Source organism: Gluconacetobacter diazotrophicus PA1 5 (genome assembly GCF_000021325.1).
GTDB classification, from domain to species: Bacteria; Pseudomonadota; Alphaproteobacteria; order Acetobacterales; family Acetobacteraceae; genus Gluconacetobacter; species Gluconacetobacter diazotrophicus.
Genome location: NC_011365.1, coordinates 2,927,663 through 2,948,306 on the forward strand (window position 1 = coordinate 2,927,663; position 20,644 = coordinate 2,948,306).

Below are 20,644 nucleotides of genomic sequence, written 5' to 3' on the forward strand. Positions count from 1 at the left end.
AGATGGAGTGAATGGTGACATGGACTGGTATTGCCCGACGTGAACATAGCCGGGAAGGGTTGCGATATCCATCGGATATGACGGACGGGGAGTGGGCTTTGATCATGCCATTTGTACCCCCGGCGAAACGGGGCGGTCGCCCCCGCACTACGGATATGCGCGAGGTGGTCAACGCGATGCTCTACATAGCCTCGGCCGGGTGTGCGTGGCGCCTGCTGCCGAAATGCTTTCCGCCGGTCTCGACCGTCAGGCGCTATTTTTACGCCTGGCGTGGTGCCGGAGTGTTCGAAGTCATGAATACGGTGCTGGTCATGAGCCTGCGCGAGATCGAGGGGCGTGAAGCCTCTCCGAGCGCGGGCGTGATTGACAGCCAGTCGGTGAAAACCACGGAAAGTGGCGGGCTTTCGGGCTATGACGCGGGGAAGAAGGTCAAGGGCCGCAAGCGCCATATTGTGACGGATACCTGCGGCTTCCTGATCTTTCTCCTCGTTCATGCCGCCGACATCCAGGACCGTGATGGGGCTGTTGATGTCCTGGCAGCGATACGCAGGCGCTTTCCCTGGCTGCGCCACATCTTCGCTGATGGCGGCTATGCTGGCGACAAATTGCGATCCGCGCTCGCCTCCATGGGAAAATGGACCCTTGAAATCATCAGGCGGTCCGATACGGCGAAGGGCTTTCAGATCCTGCCGCGCCGCTGGGTGGTTGAACGGACATTCGCATGGCTGGGACGGTGCAGGCGGCTCGCCAAAGACTGGGAACAATCCATTGCTTCCTCAACCGCATGGACATTGATCGCCTCGATCCGAATGCTCACACGACGGACAGCAAGGCATTGTCACGGTTGAAGAACTTTCGGATCGGGCTCTGAGGCGTGGCCGAGCCCTCAAATTCGCACACCTGGCGCCACGCCATTGCGATGGTGAATATAAATGGGAATGGAACTGGCGTTGAGATCCCGGTCGCGCCAGTCGGGGGCCTGCTTCCTGATCGTATCGGCCGGCGGAGACGGTCAGGCGGGGTTCGCCAATAGCCGGAGGGTTGCTTCGTCCTTGTGGCCTTTGAACCAGCGATCGAGCATTGTCTGGAATGGTGCGTCGGCGCCGGCTTCGATGAACAGGGTGAGCGACGAGCGGAGCTTGGCGGCGTCGATGTTGCCGAATACGGTTTCGGCGGTGGTGGGGGGCAGGTCGTGGAGTGCGGCCACGCATTGCCGCAGGCGCGTGCCCAGGACCGGGTGGTCGAGATAGGCGCGTGCCTCGTCGAGCGAGCGGATGGCGTAGGTCCGCGCCATCGTGCTGGTGCCGAGCCCGGCGATCTGCGGGAAGATGAACCACATCCAGTGGCTGCGCTTGGCGCCGTGCCGGATTTCGGCCAGCGCCGTGTCGAAGCTGTCGGTCTGGGCGGTGACGAAGCGTTCGAGATGGAAAGGGTCGGTCATGGGCTGAATCCCCGTTCACTGTCGGGACGGACGCTGCACGCGATGTCCGCCGGCAGTCAAATCATTCGGTCACGCCTGAAGATGCGGTGCCAGCAGGTCGGCCAGCCAGTCGATGAAGGCGCGGACCCGGTGTGCGACGTGCTTGCGGTGCGGATACAGCACGCTCATCGGCAGCGGGGCGGCGCGCCAGTCGGGCAGCACTTCGACCAGCGTGCCCGCGTCCAGGTGCGGGCGGACGTCGTAGGCCGGGACCTGGATCAGGCCCAGCCCGGCCAGGCAGCAGGCGATCTGGGCCTCGGCGCTGTTCACCGTCACGCGGCCGGGCAGGGCCAGGGTGCGGGGCGTGTCGTCCTCGGTCCACTCCCAGTCCTCGATGCGGCCGGTTGTGGGCGAGGCGTAGCGCACGGCGCAATGGCCCGGCAGGTCGGCGGGGGCCAGCGGGACACCGTGCCGCGCCAGGTAGGCGGGGCTGGCGACGTTGATCAGCCGCAGGGTGCCCAGCCGGCGCGCGATCAGCGCGGAATCATGCAGCGGGCCGACGCGCAGCGCGCAGTCGATCCCGTCCTCGACCAGGTTCACCGCCCGGTCGGTCACGCCCAGTTCGACGTCGATGGCGGGATAGCGTGCCAGGAAGTCGGGCAAGGCCGGGGCGACGATCAGCCGGCCGATGCGCCCGGGCATGTCCGCCCGCAGCACGCCGCGCGGCCCGGCGGCGTCGCGGCGGAAGAGGTTTTCCGCATCCTCGACGTCCGCGATCAGGCGGACGCACTGCTCGTAGAACGCCGAGCCGTCCGGTGTGGGGGCGACAATGCGTGTAGTGCGGGACAGCAGGCGCGTGCCGACCCGGGCCTCGAGATCGCGGATCGCAGTGGACACCGATGAGCGCGGCATGCCCAGCGTGTCGGCCGCGCGGGTGAAGCTGGCGGTTTCCACCACCCGGGCGAAGATGCGGAACAGGTCGATCCGGTCCAAGGCGTGCTCCGGGGAAAGCGTGCTGCGGGGAAGGGTGTCCCCTTCCTGCCAGCATGTCCGGTTTGTTCGGATTCCGCGACAGGTGTTGTTTGGAATGGCGCGTTTATCGCCGATTTCGGGATGATACTGTCCCCCTGACGGGAGCCTGCGGTCCAGCGGGCGCCGGGAGAGGGAGGCATGACATGGCCGATCACGGTATAACCGGAAAGACGGTGCTGATCGCCGGCGGGGCGAAGAACCTGGGCGGGCTGATCGCGCGCGACCTGGCGGCGCAGGGCGCGCGGGCGATCGCGATCCACTACAACAGCGACGCCACCCGGCCCGAGGCCGAGCGGACGCTGGCCGACATCCGGGCAGCCGGGGCGCAGGCGGTGGCGTTCCAGGCCGACCTGACGCAGGCCGGGGCCAATGCGGCACTGTTCGCGGACACCATCGCCGCGATCGGGCGGCCGGACATCGCGATCAACACCGTCGGCCGGGTGCTGAAGAAGCCGATCCTGGAGACCAGCGAGGCCGAATTCGACAGCATGGTCGCGATCAACACCAGGGCCGCCTATTTCTTCATCAAGGAAGCCGGCCTGCACCTGAACGACAACGGCAAGCTGGTGACGCTGGTGACGTCGCTGCTGGGGGCGTACACCCCGTTCTATTCCACCTATGCCGGCACCAAGGCGGCGGTGGAGCATTTCACGCGCGCGGCGTCGAAGGAATTCGGCGCGCGGGGCATTTCGGTCAACGCGGTGGGGCCGGGCCCGATGGATACGCCGTTCTTCTACGGGCAGGAAGCGCCGGAGGCCGTGTCCTATCACAGGCAGGCGGCGGCGCTGTCGGCCTTCAGCCCCACCGGGCTGACGGATATCGCGGACGTGGCCCCCTTCATCCGCTTCCTGGTGTCCGACGGGTGGTGGATCACCGGCCAGACGGTGCTGATCAACGGCGGCTACACCACCAGGTAACCCGACCCGGCCGGGACGCGCGCGCCGGCGCCCGTGGGCCGCTTTGTCGGATCCGCGGGCCGTGTCTATGGTGCGCGTGGTTCGGGCGGCGCAACGATGTGGGGGCCCGGCGAGTCAAGGGAGCGGGTTCTTGGGTCTGAAGCAGCGCCATATCCTGTTCATGGCATTGGGCGGGTCGGTCGGGGCGGGGTTGTTCCTGGGTTCGGGCGGGGCGATCCATCAGGCGGGGTCGTCCGTGCTGGTGGCCTATGTGCTGTGCGGCATCATCGTGTTCTTCATCGGGCGGGCGGCGGCGGAACTGGCGCTGAGCGATCCGGGGGGGCGGACGCTGAACGCGTTCGTCGGGCGCTATCTGGGCCCGCGCATGGAATTCCTGACCGGCTGGAGCTACTGGCTGATCTGGACGCTGGTGTGCATTTCGGAAATCACCGCCGCCGGGATCTTCGTGCGCTACTGGTTTCCCGCCGTGCCGCAATGGTCGGTCGCCGCCGTGCTGGGCGGGGTGCTGCTGGCCGTGGGGTCGCGCGCCGTCGCCACGTTCGGCGAGATGGAATTCTGGCTGGCCATCATCAAGATCTGGGCCATCGTGGCGCTGATCCTGTGCGGGCTGGCCACGATCGTCCTGCATGTGGGGCTGGCGGGGCCGGGCGCATCCTTCGCCCATATCTGGCAGGCGGGCACGATGCTGCCGCACGGGGCGGCGGGCTTCGCCGCCATCCTGCCGATGGCGCTGTTCGCCTTCGGCGGCACCGAGGTCGTGGCCCTGACGGCGGCGGAAACCGAGGACGCCGTGCGCGTGCTGCCGCGCGCGGTCAACGGCATCGTGGGGCGCATCGTCGTGTTCTATGTCGGCAGCCTGGCGATCATCATGGCCATCGTGCCGTGGGGCGAGGCCGACGCGACGCACAGCCCGTTCGTGCTGGCGTTCACGCATATGGGCCTGCCGACGGCGGCCGCGTCCATCAACGCGGTCATGGCGCTGGCGGCGCTGTCATCGTGCAATACCGGGCTGTATGCCACCAGCCGGACCCTGGCGTCGCTGGCCGAGGGCGGCATGGCCTCGGCCCGGCTGCGCGACCGGGCCGCGAACGGCGTGCCGGCCCTGGCGTTCGCGGCCTCGTTCGTTACCGTGCTGGCGGGGGTGGTGCTGAACTACTTCCTGCCCGACCGGCTGTTCGGCTACGCGATCCAGGGCGTGTCCTTCCTGCTGATCTTCGTCTGGGTCACGATCATGGCGGCGCACCTGGCCTATCGGCGCGGCGCCGACGGTGGGGCGGGGGCGGGCGCGGGCACGCGCCGGGTGGCGGCGCTGCCGTGGGCGCCGGCCAGCAACCTGGTCGCCATCGCCTTCCTGCTGGCCATCGGGCTGGACATCGTGTGGGTCGGGCGGCTGTACGTGCCCTTCGCGCTGGACGCCGTGTGGCTGGGCGGCCTGCTGCTGGCGCGGGAGCGTCTATTCCGCGTTCAGCGCCCGTGACAGTTCGTCGGGCTTCATCCTGCTGCTCTGCGCCTCGGTCGGGAAGGTTCCGGACTGGACTTCACTGACGTAGGCGCGCAGCGCGTCCTCGATCGCGGTGCCGATTTCCGCGAAGCGTTTGGCGTGGCGGGGCGACTTGCCGGGGAACAGGCCCAGTATGTCGTGCCAGACCTGCACCTGCCCGTCGCAGCCCGCGCCGGCGCCGATGCCGATGACGGGGATCTGCAGCCGCCGGGTCACGGCCTGGGCCAGTTCGGTGGGCACCAGTTCCAGCACGATGGCGAACGCGCCGGCATCCTGCAGGGCCAGGGCGTCGTCCAGCAGGCGCCGGGCCTCGGCGGCCTGTCTGGCCTGCACGCGCAGGCCCAGCGTGTGCTGGGATTGCGGCGTCAGGCCCAGATGGCCCATCACCGGCACGCCCAGTTCGGTCAGGCGGCGGACGGTGGGCGCGATCGTGGCGCCGCCCTCCAGCTTCAGGGCCTGGACCCCGGCTTCCTGCATCACGCGGCGGGCGGAGGCGATGGCGTCGGCTTCGGTCGCGTAGGTCAGGAACGGCAGGTCGGCCACCACCAGGGCGCGGCTGGTGCCCCGCACCACGGCCCGGGCGTGGCGGATCATGTCGTCCAGCGTCACCGGCAGGGTGGTGTCGAAGCCGTGGACCGCCATGCCCAGCGAATCGCCCACCAGCAGCATCGGCACGCCCGCGCGTTCGGCCAGCACGGCCGAGGGGTGGTCGTAAGCCGTCAGCATGGCGATCCGCTGGCCGGCGGGCTTCATGGCCTGCACGTCGAAGAGGGTGATGCGCATCGGGGGCTCCGCGAAAGATCGGACGCGTCGGGGGCGTCGGGGTTAGCTGTTTGGAAGGATCTGCCGCATGGCGCAACTTGGAAGGGTGCGCCGCATGGCGCAACGCCGGGCGGGGGGCAGGCCGTGCGCTGCCTCCTGCTTCAGGATGGCGCGCAGGCGCGGGGTCAGCGCCGCGTCGGCCAGCAGGTCATAGCCCGTGCGGGCGTAGAACGGGCCGTTCCAGGGTACGTCGCGGAACGTGGTCAGGGTCAGGGACGCGAACGCATGGCGGGCGGCGTGGGCGGCGGCGTGGTCCAGCAGCCGGCGGCCCAGCCCGCGCCTCTGCCGGCCCGGCGCCACCGCCATCTGCCAGACATGCAGCACCGGGCGGCCGGAGTCCGGGCCGGTCCCGTCCTCGACGGCCGCGCGGGCGGTCAGGAAGCCGGCAATGCCGGTGGCGTCGGCCGCGACCCAGCAGGTGCCGTCCCGGATTGCGGCCAGGTGGGCCTCGGCGGGCATGACGTCGTCATCCGCGATCCATGCCAGGTCGGGGATGCCGCGGAACACCTCGCCCGATGTCCGCTCCAGTTCCGGCAGGGCGGCGGCATCGGCGTCGCACGCCGGGCGGATAATGTCAGTCATACGAGGTCCCTGAACGAATCGAAGTCTTCTGCTTCCTTTTATCTCCTCCTTTTCCGGGGATGGCTCAACGCCCCCGGCGCGATCCCGGCGGCGGGGTTGGCATTGGCCTCCTGCACCGCGCGGGCGCAGACCGAGCCCTCGCCGACGCCGAACTGGATGGTCGGCAGCAGCGCCAGGGGCGGCATGACGACGCCCAGCCCGGCGGCGGCGGCGGCGCGGCCGATGACCTCGGCGCCGGGCAGGACGGTCGGGTCCTTCAGCGGGCCGGTGATGTGGAACGCGCCGGGCAGCGAGGCGACGGTGAAGTGCAGCGACCGGGTGGTCAGCGCGTAGTCGATCGCGTTGCGGCGCAGGTCGATGGTGCCGCTGCCCAGGGTGCGGGTGGAACCGGTCTGCAACAGCAGGGTACGGGTCTGGACGATGCCCTCGTTCAGCGGCAGGTCGGCGATGAAGCACTGCACGTCGGTCTTCTGCGGCAGGCCCAGTGCCGACAGCACGGCATTGCCCAGGCGCAGGCCCAGCATGTCGGGCAGCAGGGCGGACAGGTCGCCGCCCTGGTCCAGCACCAGCGTCAGGCCGCCGGTGCCGTGGGCCAGCAGGCTGGCCAGCGAATTGCCGGTGGCCGCCAGGGTGGCGTGGCCGCCGATGATGCCGCGCGCGCCGGTCCCGGTCGTGGCCTGCATGATGCGCGACAGGTCGATATGCGCGAAGTCCAGGCGGGCCCTGGCGGCGAATCCGCCGGCCGCCGGCGTCAGGGTGACGACGCTGGCCAGCGTGCCGTTGCCCACCGCGAAATTCAGGCGCCTGACGTCGATCGTGCCGCTGTCGATGCGGATGTCGGCGTCGATATTGTCCAGCGGCACGCGGCGGTTTTCGATATGGTCGCCGTGATAGACCATGTGCGCGTTGATCGCGCGCAGCTTGGGGATGTTGACCGGGGTGTCGGGCAGCACGTTGGGGTCCTTGGCTTCCGCCGCCTGCTCCGCCGGGGTTTTCGCGCCCTTGCGCCGGGCGCCGATGAAGCCGCCCAGATCGACCAGGTCGACCCGGTGCGAATGCAGGGTGGCGTCCACGAAGGGGACCGCCTGGTGCGGATCGACGCTGATCGCGCCCCCGATATCGCTGGAGCCCAGGCGGCCGCGCAGGTCGGTGAAGCGGATCATGCGCCGGCTGTAGTCCAGCCGTCCGGTCAGGTCGTAGGCCGGGGTCACGGGGATGGGGATTCCGGTCAGCGGATAGAGCAGCGACATGTCCGGCCCGTTGAAATGCAGCGTCAGCCGGGCGCCGGCGAAATGGAACGGGTCGTCGATGGTGCCGGCCAGCGCGGCGGTGGTGGGTCCGTTGCGCACCGTCACGTCCAGCGGGTACGGGTGGGCCGGGTCCATCAGGCCCAGCAGCGCGCCGCCGACGGCATGCAGGGTCATCGGCTGGGCGGCATAGCGGCCGGTGGCGTCCACCACGATGCGGCCGCGATCGCCTTCGGCGGGGTTGGGGGGCGTGGTGTGCAGGGTGGCCGCCATTTCGGCGCGCAGCGGGGCGTCGGCCACGCGCAGGGCGCCGTCGGTGATGCGCAACTCGCCGATCGTCGGCCATTTCGTGGCGGGCGCGCCGGGCTGGGCGGGCGGCCCCATGGTGGTGTTGCTGGTCGTGGCGTTGCCGGGGCCGTCCTTGCGGCGGACGATATCCGCGCGCGGGCCGTCCAGCGCGATCAGGGGCAGCGACAGCGTGCCGTGGCGCAGCCAGTCCCAGGCGTCGATGGCGACGGTGGCGTGACGGGCGGTGGCGAAGGGCTGCTTTTCATCCTCGAAGCCCGCCGGCTGGTCGATCGTCAAATCGTCGGCGGTGACGGTCACGATGCGGCCCAGCCGCACATGCAGGTGCGCGATGGTGGTGCGGCGGTGCAGTGCCGCGCTGGCGCGCGAATCGACCAGCGGGATGAACCAGTCCCACGACCAGACCAGGATCAGCACGACGATCAGGGCGACCAGGCTGCCCAGCCCGATCAGCCAGGGCCGGAGGCCGCGGCGCGGGCCGGTGGGGCGGCTGGACGGGGCTTTGCTCATGGGGTGCCTTTCATGCCGGACGCCGTGTCGGCGGGAGGGTGGCGGAGGTATCAGGGCCGGAGGCATCGGCGTCGGAGGTATCCGGCGCGGGGAGGGCCGGGGGCGGGACCAGGTCCACCTGCTGCACCGGGCGGGCCATGCGGATGCCTTCCTGCGCGAAGCGGAGCGCCAGCAGGCGGTTGAACGCGCGCTGGACCGGCCAGCGCGCGGCGTCGGTGCACACGATCTGGCCCAGCAGGGTGACGGCTTGGGAGGAAACGGCGTTCACGCCCCAGTATTGCAGGTCGCTGAGCATGCCCGGGCCCAGGTCCGGGTCGCCGCGCATGTCGTGCACGATGTCGGTCAGCACGGACGCGGCGTGGTCGATGTCCTGCCCGGGCGCGATGTCGACCGAGACCGAGGCGTTGCCCAGGCCGCGATTGGTGTTGGTGACGGTGGAAACCGCGCTGAAGGGGATGATGTGCACCGACCCGTCCGAGGCGCGCAGGCGCAGGGTGCGGATCGACAGGGTCTCGACCGTGCCCGACAGGCCGCCGGCGGTGACCGTGTCCCCGACCTCCATGGCGTTTTCCAGCAGCAGGAAGATGCCGGTGATGAAGTCCTGCACCAGCTTCTGCGACCCGAAGCCGACCGCGACGCCGATGATCCCGGCGCCGGCCAGCAGCGGGGCGATGTTCAGCCCGATCTCGCTGAGCACCGTCATGGCCACCACGACGATCAGGCAGACCATCAGCATCGTCCGCAGGATGGGCGACAGGGTGCGCAGCCGCATGGCGCGGATGGGTTGCGCGCTGCTGGTATAGCGGGTGATCTGCCGGTCCAGCACCGTGTTGACCCATTCCCAGATCACGATGCCGATCGCCAGCGCCACCAGGATGGTGGCGGCCGCCGAGATCAGCCGCCGGCCGATCTGCCCGGTGCCGAACCAGCCGAAGGCCGGCAGCCCCCAGGCCTGCAGCAATGCCACGGTGCCGGCGATGGCCAGCATCCAGGACAGGGTCCGCCGCACATAGGGGTAATAGCGCGCGCCGCGCCGCGACAGGTCGGACAGGGGCTGCTCCGCGTCCTCCGGCGCGCGGAACAGGCGGTCCAGCAGCCCGAACAGCAGCGACGCCACGATGCGGAAGGCGATCAGGACGCCCGCGGCGATGGCGAACAGGCGCCAGATCCGCACATAGCCGCCGGGGATTTCCGCCGCCCAGACCAGCCACAGCGCGAAGTCGAGGATCAGCGCCACGATCCACCACCGCTCGGCCAGCCCGTCGAACAGGCTGCCGGTAAAGCGCGACCGCAGGCGGCGCGACGGTTGCAGCATGCGGGCGATCGGGACGCGGACCTGAAGGATCAGCCCGGCCAGCAGCAGGTGTTCCGCCAGCAGGATCACGCGGCCGATCGCGTCCTGGCCGGGTTCGGGCAGGTCCAGCATGTCGCCGATATCGATCAGGCATAGGGCGGTGACCGGCACCGCCACCAGCCCGGTCGCCCACCACAGCAGCACCCGCGCCGTGTCGTTGCGCAGCGGCAGCGGGCGCAGGTGGGGCAGGCCGGGCGACAGCAGCACCCCCAGCACCAGGGCCGCCAGCCGGCCGATGGCATAGGCGTTGATCACGACCAGCATGATCGCCAGCAGCCGGGGCCCGTCGGCCAGGCCGGCGGTCAGGCTGTTCGCCACCAGGCTGGCCACGCCGAAGAAGGCGGCGGGCGGCAGGATGTCCAGCCCCAGGCGCAGGGCGATCCAGGGCAGCAGCCGCAGCAGCCGCAGCGCGCGGCGCCGGGACTGGGCGTCGGCGGCGCGGGCGGCCTCGATGTCCGAGGCGGGCGGCGGGCCGGCCTCGGCCAGGTCGGGTTCCGGCCCGTCGCGGTTGGCATCGGCATCCGTGCCGCGTTCCGCAAGGTCGGGGGCGGGGGCATCCGACGGCTCGGGCAAGGCGGGTTCGGGCGGCGCGGTGGAGATGGGGGGCAGGCGCGTGGCCAGGTACGCGTCCATGCGGGCGACGCGCCGGTCCAGCGGGACGGCCAGCAGGCGTTCGACGACCAGTCCGGCCAGGATGGCCAGGCCCAGCCGCCAGGACAGCGCGGCCAGCAGCGTGCGGGCCGCCCCGGGGGTCGTGATGTGCCGTATCCAGACGCCCACGATGTGCAGGTCGGCGAACAGGGCGCCGAAGCGGCTCAGGCGCTGGCCCAGCGTGCCGGCGGCCAGGGTCAGGCCGTGGAGGGTCTGCGCGCCCAGGCTGCCGGGTGCCAGGGCGATCTTCTGCTGCGCCGGTGGGGCGGCCGGGGCCGCCGGGGCCGGCGTGGCGGGGGCGGGCGCTGCCGGGGCGGTCCGGGCCGCCGGTGCCGGGGCCCGGGCGGGGGCCGCCGCTGGCGCCGGGGCGGGCGCCGAGACGGGTGCAGGGGCGACCGGGACCCCCATGGCGGGGGCGGCGCCCGGCGGCAGGGTGGCCAGGGTGCGCAGGTCCTGCACGAAGGCGGCGCGGCGCTCCGGGTCGTCCAGCGTGCGCAGCAGGTGGCGCAGTTGCGCCTGGTCCGGCAGGGGCCGCGATTCGGCCGGCAGGGAGGATGGTGGGGGGGCGGCCGGGCGCGTGGCCGGCGGCGCGGTGTCCTGCGCGCGGGCCGGGGACGTCAGGCCCGGGCCGCCCGCGATGCCGGCCAGCAGGAGGGTGGCCGCCGCCAGGATCGCAGCCGGCTTTCGGAAGGGAATGATGGAAGAATCAGGGCGTTGCCAGGCGCATGCGTCGGCAGGCATGGAACCTCCATGGGATGGGCGGGCGGTGGCCCGCGATCGCGGGCAGATGTGGTGGAAAACGTGCCGCGCGCCGTGAAGGTTGCCCGTTGGGGTGGTCGCGGGCCGGACCGCCCACCCGCGCGCCTGCGCAACCAGGCTGTCAGGAGCCGGTGCGGCGTGCCGCTATGGCGCGGGTGAATTCCGCGCCCAGCAGGAAGATCTGTGCCGAATAATAGATCCAGAGCATGACGACGATCAGCGCCCCGGCCGCGCCGTAGGACGTGGCCGAGACCAGGTTGCCGATATACAGGCCGATCAGGGTCTCGCCGATCATGAACAGCAGCGCGGTGATGGCGGCCCCGGTCCAGATGTCGCGCCAGGCCAGTTCGTGGTCCGGCAGCAGGTGGAAGGTCGCGGCGAACAGCGTCATCACCAGGCCGAACGACAGGCTCAGGTTCAGCGCCTGGACCAGGCGCACCTGGCCTGGAAAGTTCCAGTGTATATGGCCCAGCAGGGTCGCAAGCGCGGTGTTCACCGTCAGCGACACCAGCAGCAGGCCGGCCAGGGCGGCGATCAGCCCCAGCGCCAGTACGCGCTGGTACAGCAGGGCCGTCATCCAGGGTGTGGCAGGCGGGGGAGTCGCGGGCGGGGGCGTATCGGGCGGGGGGGCGGCCGCGGGCCGGGCGGCGATGCCGTCCGCCGTGTCATGCCGCCAGACGACGTTCAGGGCGGTCTGCAATTCCCCGAAGACGCCGGTGGCCGTGACCAGCAGCATGGCCACGGTGGCGATCCGCGCGGGCAGGCTGGCCGGGCTGCGGTGGGATGCGATCAGCATGTCCTGCAATGCCCCGGCGTTGTCCGGCCCCATCACGGCGCGGATCTGGTCGAACACCGCGCCGCGCGTCGCCTCCGCGCCATAGAGGACGCCCACGACGTCCACGATGATCGCCAGCACCGGCACGATGGAAAACATCGTGTAGAACGCGATCGCGGCGCCCCGGCTCAGTCCCTCGTCATCGATGAAGTTCGCGATCGACTGGCGGATGACCGCCCAGGCCGTCCCGATCATGGCGATGCTCGCGGATGCCGGGCGGGGTGCTCAGGCGTTCCAGTCCGATGTCAGGCGCAACCGGATGATGTCGCCCACCGCGTTCAGTTCGGCCTGCACGCCGGGCATGATGTCGCGGATCGCGACCGTGGCGCAGGGGCGTGAGACAAGGGTGATCACGGCGCTGTCGGGCAGGGCGCCTTCCGGCGCCGGTCGGGGGGCGGTTATCGTCATGGGGGGCCTCGCCATCCGATCGGGTTGCAGGCGGGACGCCGTGCCGCCGCTGGGTCGGCGAGCGGCGGCGCATGCGTCGCGCCCGCAGATCGAAACAGGTGGCGGCAGGGGCGGTTCCGTCCCGCCCATGCGATTACGAAAGCGTGATGGTGGGGCGGCGCGACCAGGCGGCAGCCCGGAAAAACCGGAACCCGAGGGCCCCGGTTTCCCACATGATCTGGAGTGCAGGAAGCGCTCCGCCGCCATGATGCTGCGTATGGCGTGGCGAAACGTTGATCCAGATCAAGCCGTGACGTGTGGGTGCGGCTCGGGGACAGGTGGCCCCTTGCCGGTCTGGAACGTGTTCAGGAACATGCGCGTCACCGCCCGGGCGATCAGGGCGATGTGGTCGGGGTCGGAATCGACGGGCAGTTGCATCCGCTTCCGCCCGGTGATGCGGGTCTGGCACAGCGTATAGAACAGTTCCGCCGCCAGGACCGGGTCGGGCACTGTCAGCGTGCCCTCGCGCGTGCGGGCGGTCAGCCAGTCGGCCAGGATGCCGATCGCCTTCTGCGGCCCGACCTGCCAGAAGGTTTCCGCCAGGTGCGGAAAGGTCGCGGCCTCGGACACGATGATGCGGTTCAGCATCAGCGACAGGGGCGAGGTGGTCAGGTGGATCATCGCGGTGGCGATGCCGACCAGCGTGTCCTCGGGCGTGCGTTCCTCGCCGATCGTCTCGAACAGCCTGGGCAGCTTCTCGCACGCGCATTGCTGGATGAAGGCGGCGAACAGGGTCGCCTTGCTGTCGAAGTAATTATACAGCGTTCCCTTCGACACGCCGGCACCCCGCGCGATCTGCGACATGCTGGCGCCCTCGTATCCATGCGCCGCGAAGATTCGCCCGGCGCCTTCCAGGATCTGCTGCCGCTTGGCGGCCGATGCCCCCGGCAGGTCCGGCGCGGTGGGGGGCGGGGCGGCTGGCATGTGCGTGGTCTCTCCGGTGGTCGGTGCGTTGCTTTCCCGGTCCGGACGGATTGACCCGCCGAGGAAAGCCGATAGGGTGGCGGTAATGACCGAACGGGTCGGTCAGTTTTGGTGGATGATGTCATACCGCCTCCTGTCCTGTCGATAGGGCGATGGCGGGATCGAAGCGTAACAGGGGGCCGTCTGGTGCATAGGGGACATTCTTGGCGGGCGGCGATCGTCGGGCTGTCGGTCCTTGCGACCGGATGCGCGGTCGGGCCGGACTTCCACAAGCCCGTGGCCTGGGCGCCGCCGCACTGGGCGGGCCAGCATTGGGTGGGTTCAGCCCCCGGGTCGACCTCTGGGGCATCCAGGCCGCCTGTCAGCAGCGATATCTCGGATGCCGCCCCCGACCCCGCATGGTGGGACGTGTTCCATGATCCCGAACTGTCGGCGCTGGAACGCCGGGTGGCCGGGCAGAACCTGTCCGTCGCCATCGCCACCGCCCGTCTGGCGCAGAGCCGGTCGCAACTGCGGATTGCCGGGGCCGAGCGTTATCCGGGGCTGAGCGCCGCGGGGTCGTACACCCGGTCGCAATACAGCACCAAGGAATTGCAGCGGATCGTCAGCGATGTCGGCAAGTCCGGCAACCTGCCGCTGGGCGGGGTCAACCTGGCGGACCAGTCCGGGCAGTTCACCATTCCGCTGCTGGACCAGTGGCGCGACAGCATCGACGCGACGTGGGAGGTCGACCTGTGGGGCCGCGTGCGCCGGCAGTACGAGGCGGCGGGCGCCGACCTGCAGGCCTCGGTCGAGGAACGGCGCGGCGTGCTGACCGCGCAGATGGCCGAACTGGCCCGCGATTACGTGGCCCTGCGCGAGGCCCAGGCGCAACTGCGCATCCTGCTGGACAATCGCGACACCGCGTCCCGCTCGCTGGACCTCAGCCGCCAGCGCAACCAGGCGGGCCTGGTCAGCGAACTGGACGTGCAGAGCGCGCAGTCGCAACTGGATTCCGTCACCGCGCGCATTCCGCAGATGGAACAGCAGATCGCGCTGCAGGTGAACGCGCTGAGCCTGCTGCTGGGGGCGCCGCCGTCCGCCCTGGCCGGCGAACTGCTGACCGACCGTGACATTCCGCCCGTGCCGCCGCGCGTGCCGGCCGGCGTGCCGTCCGAACTGGCCCGCCGCCGCCCAGACATCCGCCAGGCCGAGGCGCAGCTTCATGCCGCCACCGCGCAGGTGGGCGAGGCAGTGGCCGAGTTCTATCCCCGCGTGACCATCGACGCCGGATTCGGCTTCCAGTCGCTGTCCTTCCGCGATTTCGGATTCTGGAATGCCCGGGCGTGGAATGTCGGCCCGTCGATCAGCCTGCCGATCTTCCAGGGCGGGCGGCTGCGCGGGCAGCTTGAGTTGCGCCACGCGGCGGAGCAGGAGGCCGCGATCACCTATCGCCGGACCGTGCTGGGCGCCTGGCACGAGGTCGACAACGCCCTGACCGCGTATCGTGACGAACAGATGCGCCATGACAGCCTGGCGCGGCAGGTGGCCGACGACCAGCGGTCGCTGGACCTGGCCCGCGACCAGTATCGCCACGGCATGGTGACGTTCCTGACGGTGCTGGATGCCGAACGCCGGGTGCTGGGGTCGCAGACCGACCTGACCAGCAGCACGGCCAGCCTGTCGACCGATCTGGTGCAGCTCTATTCCGCGCTGGGCGGCGGGTGGGAAAATACCTTCCCGGTCCAGATGGCGGCCCCGGCCCGCCTGGCCGGTGCCGCGCCCGGCGCGGCCCCCCCGGCATGAGGCCGATTCGGGCCGGACGCGGCGTGCGGGGATGGTCCGGGCCGTTTTGCAAGTCTTCGGGCTTGGCGGATGGCGGTCGGCAGCGTATAAGCCGCCCGTTTCGCGGCGGGCCCCGGTCCGGCGAGGCCTCGCCGGCCGAGGTCCTGCCCGGGGGCGAAAGTCAAGGACGCGTATCATGATCACATTGCCTCCCGATTACCGCCCCTCGGAAGACGAGGAATTCATGAATCCGCTACAGGTGGAATATTTCCGCCAGAAGCTGCTGAAGTGGCGGGCGGATCTGCTAAAGGAAGCGGATGAGACCCTGGCGAGCCTGTCCGAAGGCGGGATTCACGAGGCCGACATTACCGACCGCGCCAGTGTCGAGACCGACCGCGCGCTGGAACTGCGCACCCGCGACCGTGCGCGCAAGCTGATCTCCAAGATCAACCAGGCGCTGCTGCGGGTCGAGAACGGGTCCTACGGCTTCTGCGAGGAAACGGGCGAGCCGATCGGCCTGAAGCGGCTGGAAGCGCGCCCCATCGCCACCCTGTCGATCGAGGCGCAGGAGCGGCACGAGCGGATGGAAAAGATCCACCGCGACGATTGACCACCCCCGGGCCGGGTCCGTCGCCTTTTCTCGCCGAGGGGGGTTGCAACCCACCGGCAGAGGCGGTAGGAACCCGTCCCACGCTGCTGCTGTAGCTCAGTGGTAGAGCACTCCCTTGGTAAGGGAGAGGTCGACAGTTCAATCCTGTCCAGCAGCACCATGATTTTCCTACATTTCCTAAAATGTAGTGCCTGCAATTTCCTCGGCCAGACGAACGGGGAAACGTGGCCCTTGTTCCCCCATCCGTGCGATTCTGATCGCGCTACGGTCATGCAAGGCAAACGCGGGTTGGGCTGGGGATTGACCCCAGACGCGCAGGCGGATTGGCGATGCCACTGAGCCGTTCACGCGGACAGTCGCCGACGAACCCGGCCGCAGCGACAGTTTCGCCGGCGTTAGGCCCACGGCCGCCTCGATCAGCGGGATGATCTGCTCGGCCGTCGCGATGTAGCCGGCTACGGACGGGTCCAGGGCCGACGCCACAGTTCCCGCGATCGTCAGCACCGTCTGGAACTCGGTCGCCAGGGACGATGCCCAGCCCTTGCCGGTGTTGATGTCGATCGAGCCCGACGTGGACGCGTGATGGTCTTGATCCGGGTCAGGGCCGCATTGACCTGAGCGACCTGGTCCGCGCTCAGGTGCGAGGACAGCGTGGGGATGCTCTCGATCGCCTGGGCAGCGAAATCGATCGCGCCGGCATCGGCCGCCAGTTCGGCCGTGTCGATCGTGGTCGTGCTGCCGGTCATGGTGCAGGCGCTGCAATCAAGTCCAGCAGCGAACAGCAAGGCCAAACCCAGCGGGGCGATGGTGCTCTTGGTCGTCGCCGTCGATGCGGGCGCCGTCCGGTTTGCCACGTTGCGGAAGTTCTGCGCGGCCAAGACTGTTTCCCGGTACGTCTCATTGCCCCGATCGTCGCCAAAATACACACTGCACACACTCTTCCGTTGCCGAAGATGTGTATCGTGTGTATAAGAGGTACATGAACAGCGCCGACCTGATCCGGGAATTGAAGAAAGCGGGATGGATGGAGGTTCGGTCGCGTGGCTCTCACCACATATTCCGCCACCCCGATCACGGACACTCGGTCACGGTGCCCCATCCCAAGAAGGGCTTGGGAAAGGGATTGGTCGCCGCCATTCGCAAGCAGGCCGGATTGAAATGACCCGGCAGGAGGGGAAAATGCGATATCCTATCGTGATCGAGCGCGGTTCGGACGCTGAGGCATATGGCGTTGTCGTGCCTGATTTGCCGGGGTGCTTCTCCGCCGGCGACACGTTCGACGAGGCGGTGAGCAATGCTTCCGAGGCCATCGCTCTATGGGTCGAAGATGCCATCGATAACGGGCAGTCCATCCCGCGTCCGTCGTCGCTCGATGGCCTGCGCGCCAGCCTGGAATGGTCTGGACCGGAATGGATCTGGGGCTTTGCGAGCGTCGATCCTACGTTGTTCGACGATACGTCCGAGCGTGTGAACATCACACTTCCGCGTCGTGTCCTGGCTCGGCTGGACAGCCGGGCAAAAGATGCGGGAGAAACACGCTCTGGGTTTATCGCCAAGCTGGCGCTAAGCGCATGACGGGCACCCGTTGCCCCACCGCGAATTCATGTGACCGGCCGGGAGAAGCGCGGATAGAATTGCCGTGTGCAACACACAACCGGTTTCGTAGCTGAAGTTCTGCCCGGCCTTTCTGGCCTCCCATTTGTTCTTGGTCTGCTAGTATTTTACCGCTTGGGGAACTGGGTAATGAACATACCGGCTGGGTGGAATAGCCCTGCTCTTGTAGGCCGAGTTCCATTACCCACAGCCCGAGGCTCTCATAATGGCCCTTCCCAGGGGGCCGGTTGATTGACCGCCGCTGTTATTCGCCTAGATGTTTGGTCCCGGGATTTGGTGGTGCGGATTATGTATGAACCGTGATGGTTCTTTTTCCCACTGCTGACAAATGAATTCATATGGAGTGAGGCCGCGCAGGGTCTTGAGCCTGCGGGCGAAATTGTAGGCGGTAACGAAGTCGGCGAGGTGTTGACGCAACTGGTCATGTGTTTCGTAGTAGAAGCGCTTGACGGTGGCGTCCTTGATCGTGCGGTTCATCCTCTCGACCTGGCCATTCGTCCAGGGATGTCGCGGCTTTGTCAGTCGATGCTCGATATCGAGATCAGCACAGGCCAGTTCAAAAGAGTGGCACCGGAACAGGACACCATCCGCCCGCATGGCCTTGATGTCTTCGGGTGTCCGTCCATTGCCGGCCGGATCGGTAAAATGCGTGCCGTTATCGGTCAGCACGGTATGGATGCGGTAGGGAACCGCAGCGGCCAGAGCACGCAGGAAGTCACCGGCAACGCGACGTGTCGCTTTCTCGTGCAATTGGACAAAAGCGAATTTCGAGGTCCGGTCGATCGCCACCAGAAGATAAAGGCGCCCCATTTCAGTGCGGACTTCAGCAATGTCGATGTGAAAATAGCCGATCGGATAACTCTTGAACTTCGACCGTTTCGGTTTGTCGCCTTCGGTCTCGGGCAGGCGGCTGATCCCATGGCGTGTTGATTTCCAGCGAGAACTGACCCTGTAGGGGCGGAAATTTTCATTGAGAATTGACCCGTGTCTGACACTTCCCCGGAGCAACTGTCCGGGGGTTAAAGGAGTGATCAGCATGGAATTGTTGAGTGTGATCCGGCGGTGGCATTACCGGGATCATGTACCGATCCGCGAGATTGAGCGTCGGACGCGATTGTCGCGCAACACGATCCGCAAGTATCTCCGGGCGGAGACGGTTGAGCCGCAGTTCAAGGTTGCCGAGCGTCCGAGCCGGCTGGACCCGTTTGCGGAGAAACTGGCGACCTGGCTTGCTCTGGAGACGTCAAAGTCGCGCAAGCAGCGCCGCACGGGGCGGCGCCTGCATGTGGATCTTGTAGCGCTGGGTTATGACGGATCGTATGGACGGGTTGCGGCCTTTATCCGGAACTGGAAGGCGGAACAGCAAAGGGCGCGGCAGACGACGGGACGCGGCGTGTTCGTTCCGTTGCGCTTTCAACCCGGAGAGGCCTTCCAGTTCGACTGGGGAGAGGACTGGGCGGTGATCGGGGGGCGGCGCGTCAAGCTGCAGGTCGCCCACACCAAGCTGTCCTACAGCCGGGCCTTCATTCTGCGGGCGTATCCGCTCCAGACTCACGAGATGCTGTTCGACGCGCTGACGGAAGCCTTTCGCGTTTTGGGCGGGGTGCCGCGTCGAGGTATTTTTGACAATATGAAAACCGCCGTGGACCGGGTTGGGCCCGGCAAGGTCCGCCAGGTCAATCTGCGTTTTTCGGCCCTGGTGAGCCATTATCTGTTCGAGGCGGAGTTCTGCAATCCGGCAGCGGGTTGGGAGAAAGGTCAAATCGAGAAGACCGTCCAGGACGCCCGGCGGCAGATCTGGCAGGAGATGCCGCATTTTCCTGATCTGGCCTCCCTGAACGTCTGGCTCGAGGCGCGTTGCCGGGAACGTTGGACTATCTTGAGGCATGTCGAATTGCCCGGCAGCCTCGCCGAGGCCCATGCGGCGGAAGTGCCTCACCTGATGGTTCCAGGGCGCCCGTTCGACGGGTTCGTCGAACATACCAAACGGGTTTCGCCGACTTGCCTCGTGCAGTTCGAAAGCAACCGCTACAGTGTGCCCGCCTCTTTTGCCAATCGGCCGGTCAGCCTGCGCGTCTATCCCGACCGGTTGGTGATCGCGGCCGAGGGACGGATACTATGCGAACATCCCCGGATCGTCGAGCGGTCCCACGGCGTGCCCGGTCGCACGATCTATGACTGGCGGCATTACCTGGCGGTGCTCCAGCGCAAACCCGGGGCCTTGCGCAATGGCGCGCCCTTCTCTGAATTGCCCGAGGCGTTCCGGACGCTGCAGACGCACCTCCTCCGGCGCACGGGCGGCGACCGGGAAATGGTCGAGATCCTCGCCCTGGTGCTGCAGCATGATGAGCAGGCCGTGCTTTGCGCGGTTGAACTCGCGCTCGAGGAGGGAGTAGCCACCAAGACACACGTCCTCAATACGTTGCATCGTCTGACGGACGCCAAGAAAACAGGAGCACCCAGGCTCGACGCGCCGCAGGCATTGGTGCTCGAACGCGAGCCTCAGGCCGATACCGGACGGTATGACGCCCTGCGCGGGGAGGCCCGTCATGCGTCATGATCCCGCGGCCGGTGCCCTCGTCGTCATGCTGCGCGGCCTGCGGATGTATGGCATGGCCCAGGCCACGGCCGAACTGACCGAACAGGGTGCGCCGGCATTCGAGGCCGCCATCCCCGTCCTCTTCCAGCTTTTGAAGGCGGAACTCGCCGAGCGAGAGGTGCGCTCCATCGCCTATCAAACCAAGACTGCCAGGTTCCCGGCCTACAAAGATTTGGCAGGGTTCGATTTCTCGGCCGCCGAGGTCAACGAGGCCATGGTCCGTCAACTCCATGCCGGGGATTTCATCGACCGTGCCGACAACGTCGTCCTCATTGGTGGACCAGGAACCGGCAAGACCCATCTGGCCACCGCACTTGCCGTGCAGGCGATCGAACATCACCGCAAGAAGATACGGTTCTGGTCCACGGTCGACCTCGTCAACGCCCTCGAACAGGAAAAAACCGCCAATCGCGCAGGACAGATCGCGGAACGTCTCCTGCGCCTCGATCTCGTGATCCTGGACGAACTTGGCTATTTGCCGTTCAGCGCATCAGGCGGTGCCCTGCTGTTCCATCTCCTCAGCCGTCTCTACGAGCGCACCAGCGTCATCATCACCACCAATCTGAGCTTCAGCGAATGGGGCGAAGTCTTCGGTGATCCCAAAATGACGACAGCCCTGCTCGATCGCCTTACCCACCACTGTCATATCCTCGAAACCGGAAATGACAGCTACCGGTTCCGCGCAAGCTCCGCCGCCCCCAGGAACCGGAAGGAAAAGGCAACCGCTTGACCAGCCCATAAAACATAGCA

General features: G+C 68.0%; 20 protein-coding genes, 1 tRNA gene and 1 pseudogene. 10 read left to right on the top strand and 12 right to left on the bottom strand.

From position 1 onward, the window contains the following. Nucleotides 1-11 precede the first annotated feature (11 nt). Nucleotides 12-848: an IS5-like element ISGdi1 family transposase gene (locus GDIA_RS13380; protein ID WP_012222260.1), complete on the top strand. Its 837-nt coding sequence runs from the start codon at nucleotides 12-14 to the stop codon at nucleotides 846-848. A 164-nt stretch (nucleotides 849-1,012) separates the two neighbouring features. Here the strand turns inward: GDIA_RS13380 and GDIA_RS13385 are convergent, their stop codons facing one another. Next, nucleotides 1,013-1,441: a DUF1810 domain-containing protein gene (locus GDIA_RS13385; protein WP_012228554.1), complete on the bottom strand. Its 429-nt coding sequence runs from the start codon at nucleotides 1,439-1,441 to the stop codon at nucleotides 1,013-1,015. A gap of 69 nt (nucleotides 1,442-1,510) precedes the next feature. Further along, a complete protein-coding gene (locus GDIA_RS13390) occupies nucleotides 1,511-2,413 on the bottom strand; it encodes a LysR family transcriptional regulator (RefSeq protein ID WP_012228561.1) in 903 nt (300 codons plus the stop codon). 182 nt (nucleotides 2,414-2,595) lie between these two features. Here GDIA_RS13390 and GDIA_RS13395 point away from each other — a divergent pair, with 182 nt between their 5' ends. Then, entirely contained in the window at nucleotides 2,596-3,369 is a 774-nt protein-coding gene (locus GDIA_RS13395; protein ID WP_012228563.1) for an SDR family oxidoreductase, read from the top strand. Nucleotides 3,370-3,499: 130 nt separating this feature from the next. Beyond that, nucleotides 3,500-4,846, top strand: a complete 1,347-nt coding sequence (locus GDIA_RS13400) for an amino acid permease (RefSeq protein WP_012554485.1) — start codon at nucleotides 3,500-3,502, stop codon at nucleotides 4,844-4,846. Here GDIA_RS13400 and panB read toward each other — a convergent pair. The 7 genes from panB to GDIA_RS13435 all read right to left on the bottom strand — a co-directional run bounded on the left by panB (nucleotide 4,823) and on the right by GDIA_RS13435 (nucleotide 13,307). Beyond that, nucleotides 4,823-5,653 carry a 3-methyl-2-oxobutanoate hydroxymethyltransferase gene (panB, locus tag GDIA_RS13405; RefSeq protein WP_012228567.1) on the bottom strand — a complete coding sequence of 277 codons (831 nt, stop codon included), beginning with the start codon at nucleotides 5,651-5,653 and terminating at the stop codon, nucleotides 4,823-4,825. The two genes, GDIA_RS13400 and panB, sit on opposite strands and share 24 nt — an antisense overlap. A 42-nt stretch (nucleotides 5,654-5,695) precedes the next feature. Further along, nucleotides 5,696-6,274 (bottom strand): GNAT family N-acetyltransferase, encoded by a 579-nt coding sequence (locus GDIA_RS13410; protein ID WP_012228569.1) that lies wholly within the window; start codon nucleotides 6,272-6,274, stop codon nucleotides 5,696-5,698. A gap of 38 nt (nucleotides 6,275-6,312) precedes the next feature. Next, the gene (locus tag GDIA_RS13415; protein WP_012554486.1) at nucleotides 6,313-8,337 is read right to left on the bottom strand and encodes an AsmA family protein; all 2,025 of its coding nucleotides are present in this window, start codon (nucleotides 8,335-8,337) and stop codon (nucleotides 6,313-6,315) included. A 10-nt stretch (nucleotides 8,338-8,347) separates the two neighbouring features. Continuing rightward, nucleotides 8,348-11,083 (bottom strand): mechanosensitive ion channel domain-containing protein, encoded by a 2,736-nt coding sequence (locus GDIA_RS13420; protein ID WP_012554487.1) that lies wholly within the window; start codon nucleotides 11,081-11,083, stop codon nucleotides 8,348-8,350. Nucleotides 11,084-11,222: 139 nt separating this feature from the next. Further along, nucleotides 11,223-12,131, bottom strand: coding sequence for a YihY/virulence factor BrkB family protein (locus tag GDIA_RS13425; protein WP_012228575.1), 909 nt, complete (start codon nucleotides 12,129-12,131; stop codon nucleotides 11,223-11,225). 30 nt (nucleotides 12,132-12,161) lie between these two features. Then, on the bottom strand, nucleotides 12,162-12,344 hold the full coding sequence (locus tag GDIA_RS13430; RefSeq protein WP_012554488.1) for a hypothetical protein: 183 nt from the start codon (nucleotides 12,342-12,344) through the stop codon (nucleotides 12,162-12,164). Between the two features lie 282 nt (nucleotides 12,345-12,626). Continuing rightward, nucleotides 12,627-13,307: a TetR/AcrR family transcriptional regulator gene (locus GDIA_RS13435; protein WP_012228581.1), complete on the bottom strand. Its 681-nt coding sequence runs from the start codon at nucleotides 13,305-13,307 to the stop codon at nucleotides 12,627-12,629. Between the two features lie 186 nt (nucleotides 13,308-13,493). On the opposite strand from GDIA_RS13435, the gene GDIA_RS13440 reads away from it, so the two are divergent. The 3 genes from GDIA_RS13440 (at nucleotide 13,494) to GDIA_RS13450 (ending at nucleotide 15,841) form a co-directional block, all read left to right on the top strand. Beyond that, the gene (locus GDIA_RS13440) at nucleotides 13,494-15,092 is read left to right on the top strand and encodes an efflux transporter outer membrane subunit (protein ID WP_012554489.1); all 1,599 of its coding nucleotides are present in this window, start codon (nucleotides 13,494-13,496) and stop codon (nucleotides 15,090-15,092) included. Between the two features lie 175 nt (nucleotides 15,093-15,267). Continuing rightward, on the top strand, nucleotides 15,268-15,681 hold the full coding sequence (gene dksA, locus GDIA_RS13445) for an RNA polymerase-binding protein DksA (RefSeq protein ID WP_012228583.1): 414 nt from the start codon (nucleotides 15,268-15,270) through the stop codon (nucleotides 15,679-15,681). A gap of 85 nt (nucleotides 15,682-15,766) precedes the next feature. Beyond that, nucleotides 15,767-15,841, top strand: a tRNA-Thr gene (locus GDIA_RS13450). Between the two features lie 17 nt (nucleotides 15,842-15,858). On the opposite strand, the gene GDIA_RS18740 is transcribed toward GDIA_RS13450, so the two are convergent. Together GDIA_RS18740 and GDIA_RS13455 are read right to left on the bottom strand one after the other, a co-directional pair. Continuing rightward, nucleotides 15,859-16,185, bottom strand: a complete 327-nt coding sequence (locus tag GDIA_RS18740; protein WP_012228584.1) for a hypothetical protein — start codon at nucleotides 16,183-16,185, stop codon at nucleotides 15,859-15,861. Continuing rightward, a complete protein-coding gene (locus GDIA_RS13455) occupies nucleotides 16,179-16,559 on the bottom strand; it encodes a hypothetical protein (RefSeq protein ID WP_043458994.1) in 381 nt (126 codons plus the stop codon). The genes GDIA_RS18740 and GDIA_RS13455 overlap by 7 nt, the downstream gene beginning before the upstream one ends. Nucleotides 16,560-16,660: 101 nt before the next feature. Between GDIA_RS13455 and GDIA_RS18745 the strand changes: the two genes are divergently transcribed. Further along, complete coding sequence (locus GDIA_RS18745) at nucleotides 16,661-16,843, top strand: type II toxin-antitoxin system HicA family toxin (protein ID WP_012554491.1); 183 nt, start codon at nucleotides 16,661-16,663, stop codon at nucleotides 16,841-16,843. Beyond that, a complete protein-coding gene (locus tag GDIA_RS13460; protein ID WP_012228587.1) occupies nucleotides 16,840-17,256 on the top strand; it encodes a type II toxin-antitoxin system HicB family antitoxin in 417 nt (138 codons plus the stop codon). The genes GDIA_RS18745 and GDIA_RS13460 overlap by 4 nt, the downstream gene beginning before the upstream one ends. 291 nt (nucleotides 17,257-17,547) lie before the next feature. On the opposite strand, the pseudogene GDIA_RS13465 reads toward GDIA_RS13460, so the two are convergent. Then, a pseudogene (locus tag GDIA_RS13465) lies at nucleotides 17,548-18,219 on the bottom strand (IS481-like element ISGdi9 family transposase); the annotation flags it as partial. A gap of 112 nt (nucleotides 18,220-18,331) precedes the next feature. Here GDIA_RS13465 and istA point away from each other — a divergent pair. Beyond that, nucleotides 18,332-19,855 carry an IS21-like element ISGdi17 family transposase gene (gene istA, locus GDIA_RS13470; protein WP_012226833.1) on the top strand — a complete coding sequence of 508 codons (1,524 nt, stop codon included), beginning with the start codon at nucleotides 18,332-18,334 and terminating at the stop codon, nucleotides 19,853-19,855. Then, nucleotides 19,845-20,624 (top strand): IS21-like element ISGdi17 family helper ATPase IstB, encoded by a 780-nt coding sequence (istB, locus tag GDIA_RS13475; RefSeq protein ID WP_012222757.1) that lies wholly within the window; start codon nucleotides 19,845-19,847, stop codon nucleotides 20,622-20,624. Before istA ends, istB begins: the two co-directional genes overlap by 11 nt. Nucleotides 20,625-20,644: the final 20 nt, after the last annotated feature.

Bases quoted from the DNA above. Each gene is read 5' to 3' on its own strand.
- GDIA_RS18745 (WP_012554491.1), top strand. From the start codon at position 16,661: ATGAACAGCGCCGACCTGATCCGGGAATTGAAGAAAGCGGGATGGATG.
- GDIA_RS13420 (WP_012554487.1), bottom strand. From the start codon at position 11,083: ATGCCTGCCGACGCATGCGCCTGGCAACGCCCTGATTCTTCCATCATT.
- GDIA_RS13430 (WP_012554488.1), bottom strand. From the start codon at position 12,344: ATGACGATAACCGCCCCCCGACCGGCGCCGGAAGGCGCCCTGCCCGAC.
- panB (WP_012228567.1), bottom strand. From the start codon at position 5,653: ATGCGCATCACCCTCTTCGACGTGCAGGCCATGAAGCCCGCCGGCCAG.
- GDIA_RS13460 (WP_012228587.1), top strand. From the start codon at position 16,840: ATGACCCGGCAGGAGGGGAAAATGCGATATCCTATCGTGATCGAGCGC.
- GDIA_RS13410 (WP_012228569.1), bottom strand. From the start codon at position 6,274: ATGACTGACATTATCCGCCCGGCGTGCGACGCCGATGCCGCCGCCCTG.
- istA (WP_012226833.1), top strand. From the start codon at position 18,332: ATGGAATTGTTGAGTGTGATCCGGCGGTGGCATTACCGGGATCATGTA.
- GDIA_RS13435 (WP_012228581.1), bottom strand. From the start codon at position 13,307: ATGCCAGCCGCCCCGCCCCCCACCGCGCCGGACCTGCCGGGGGCATCG.
- istB (WP_012222757.1), top strand. From the start codon at position 19,845: ATGCGTCATGATCCCGCGGCCGGTGCCCTCGTCGTCATGCTGCGCGGC.
- GDIA_RS13385 (WP_012228554.1), bottom strand. From the start codon at position 1,441: ATGACCGACCCTTTCCATCTCGAACGCTTCGTCACCGCCCAGACCGAC.
- GDIA_RS13425 (WP_012228575.1), bottom strand. From the start codon at position 12,131: ATGATCGGGACGGCCTGGGCGGTCATCCGCCAGTCGATCGCGAACTTC.
- GDIA_RS13415 (WP_012554486.1), bottom strand. From the start codon at position 8,337: ATGAGCAAAGCCCCGTCCAGCCGCCCCACCGGCCCGCGCCGCGGCCTC.
- GDIA_RS13395 (WP_012228563.1), top strand. From the start codon at position 2,596: ATGGCCGATCACGGTATAACCGGAAAGACGGTGCTGATCGCCGGCGGG.
- GDIA_RS13380 (WP_012222260.1), top strand. From the start codon at position 12: ATGGTGACATGGACTGGTATTGCCCGACGTGAACATAGCCGGGAAGGG.
- dksA (WP_012228583.1), top strand. From the start codon at position 15,268: ATGATCACATTGCCTCCCGATTACCGCCCCTCGGAAGACGAGGAATTC.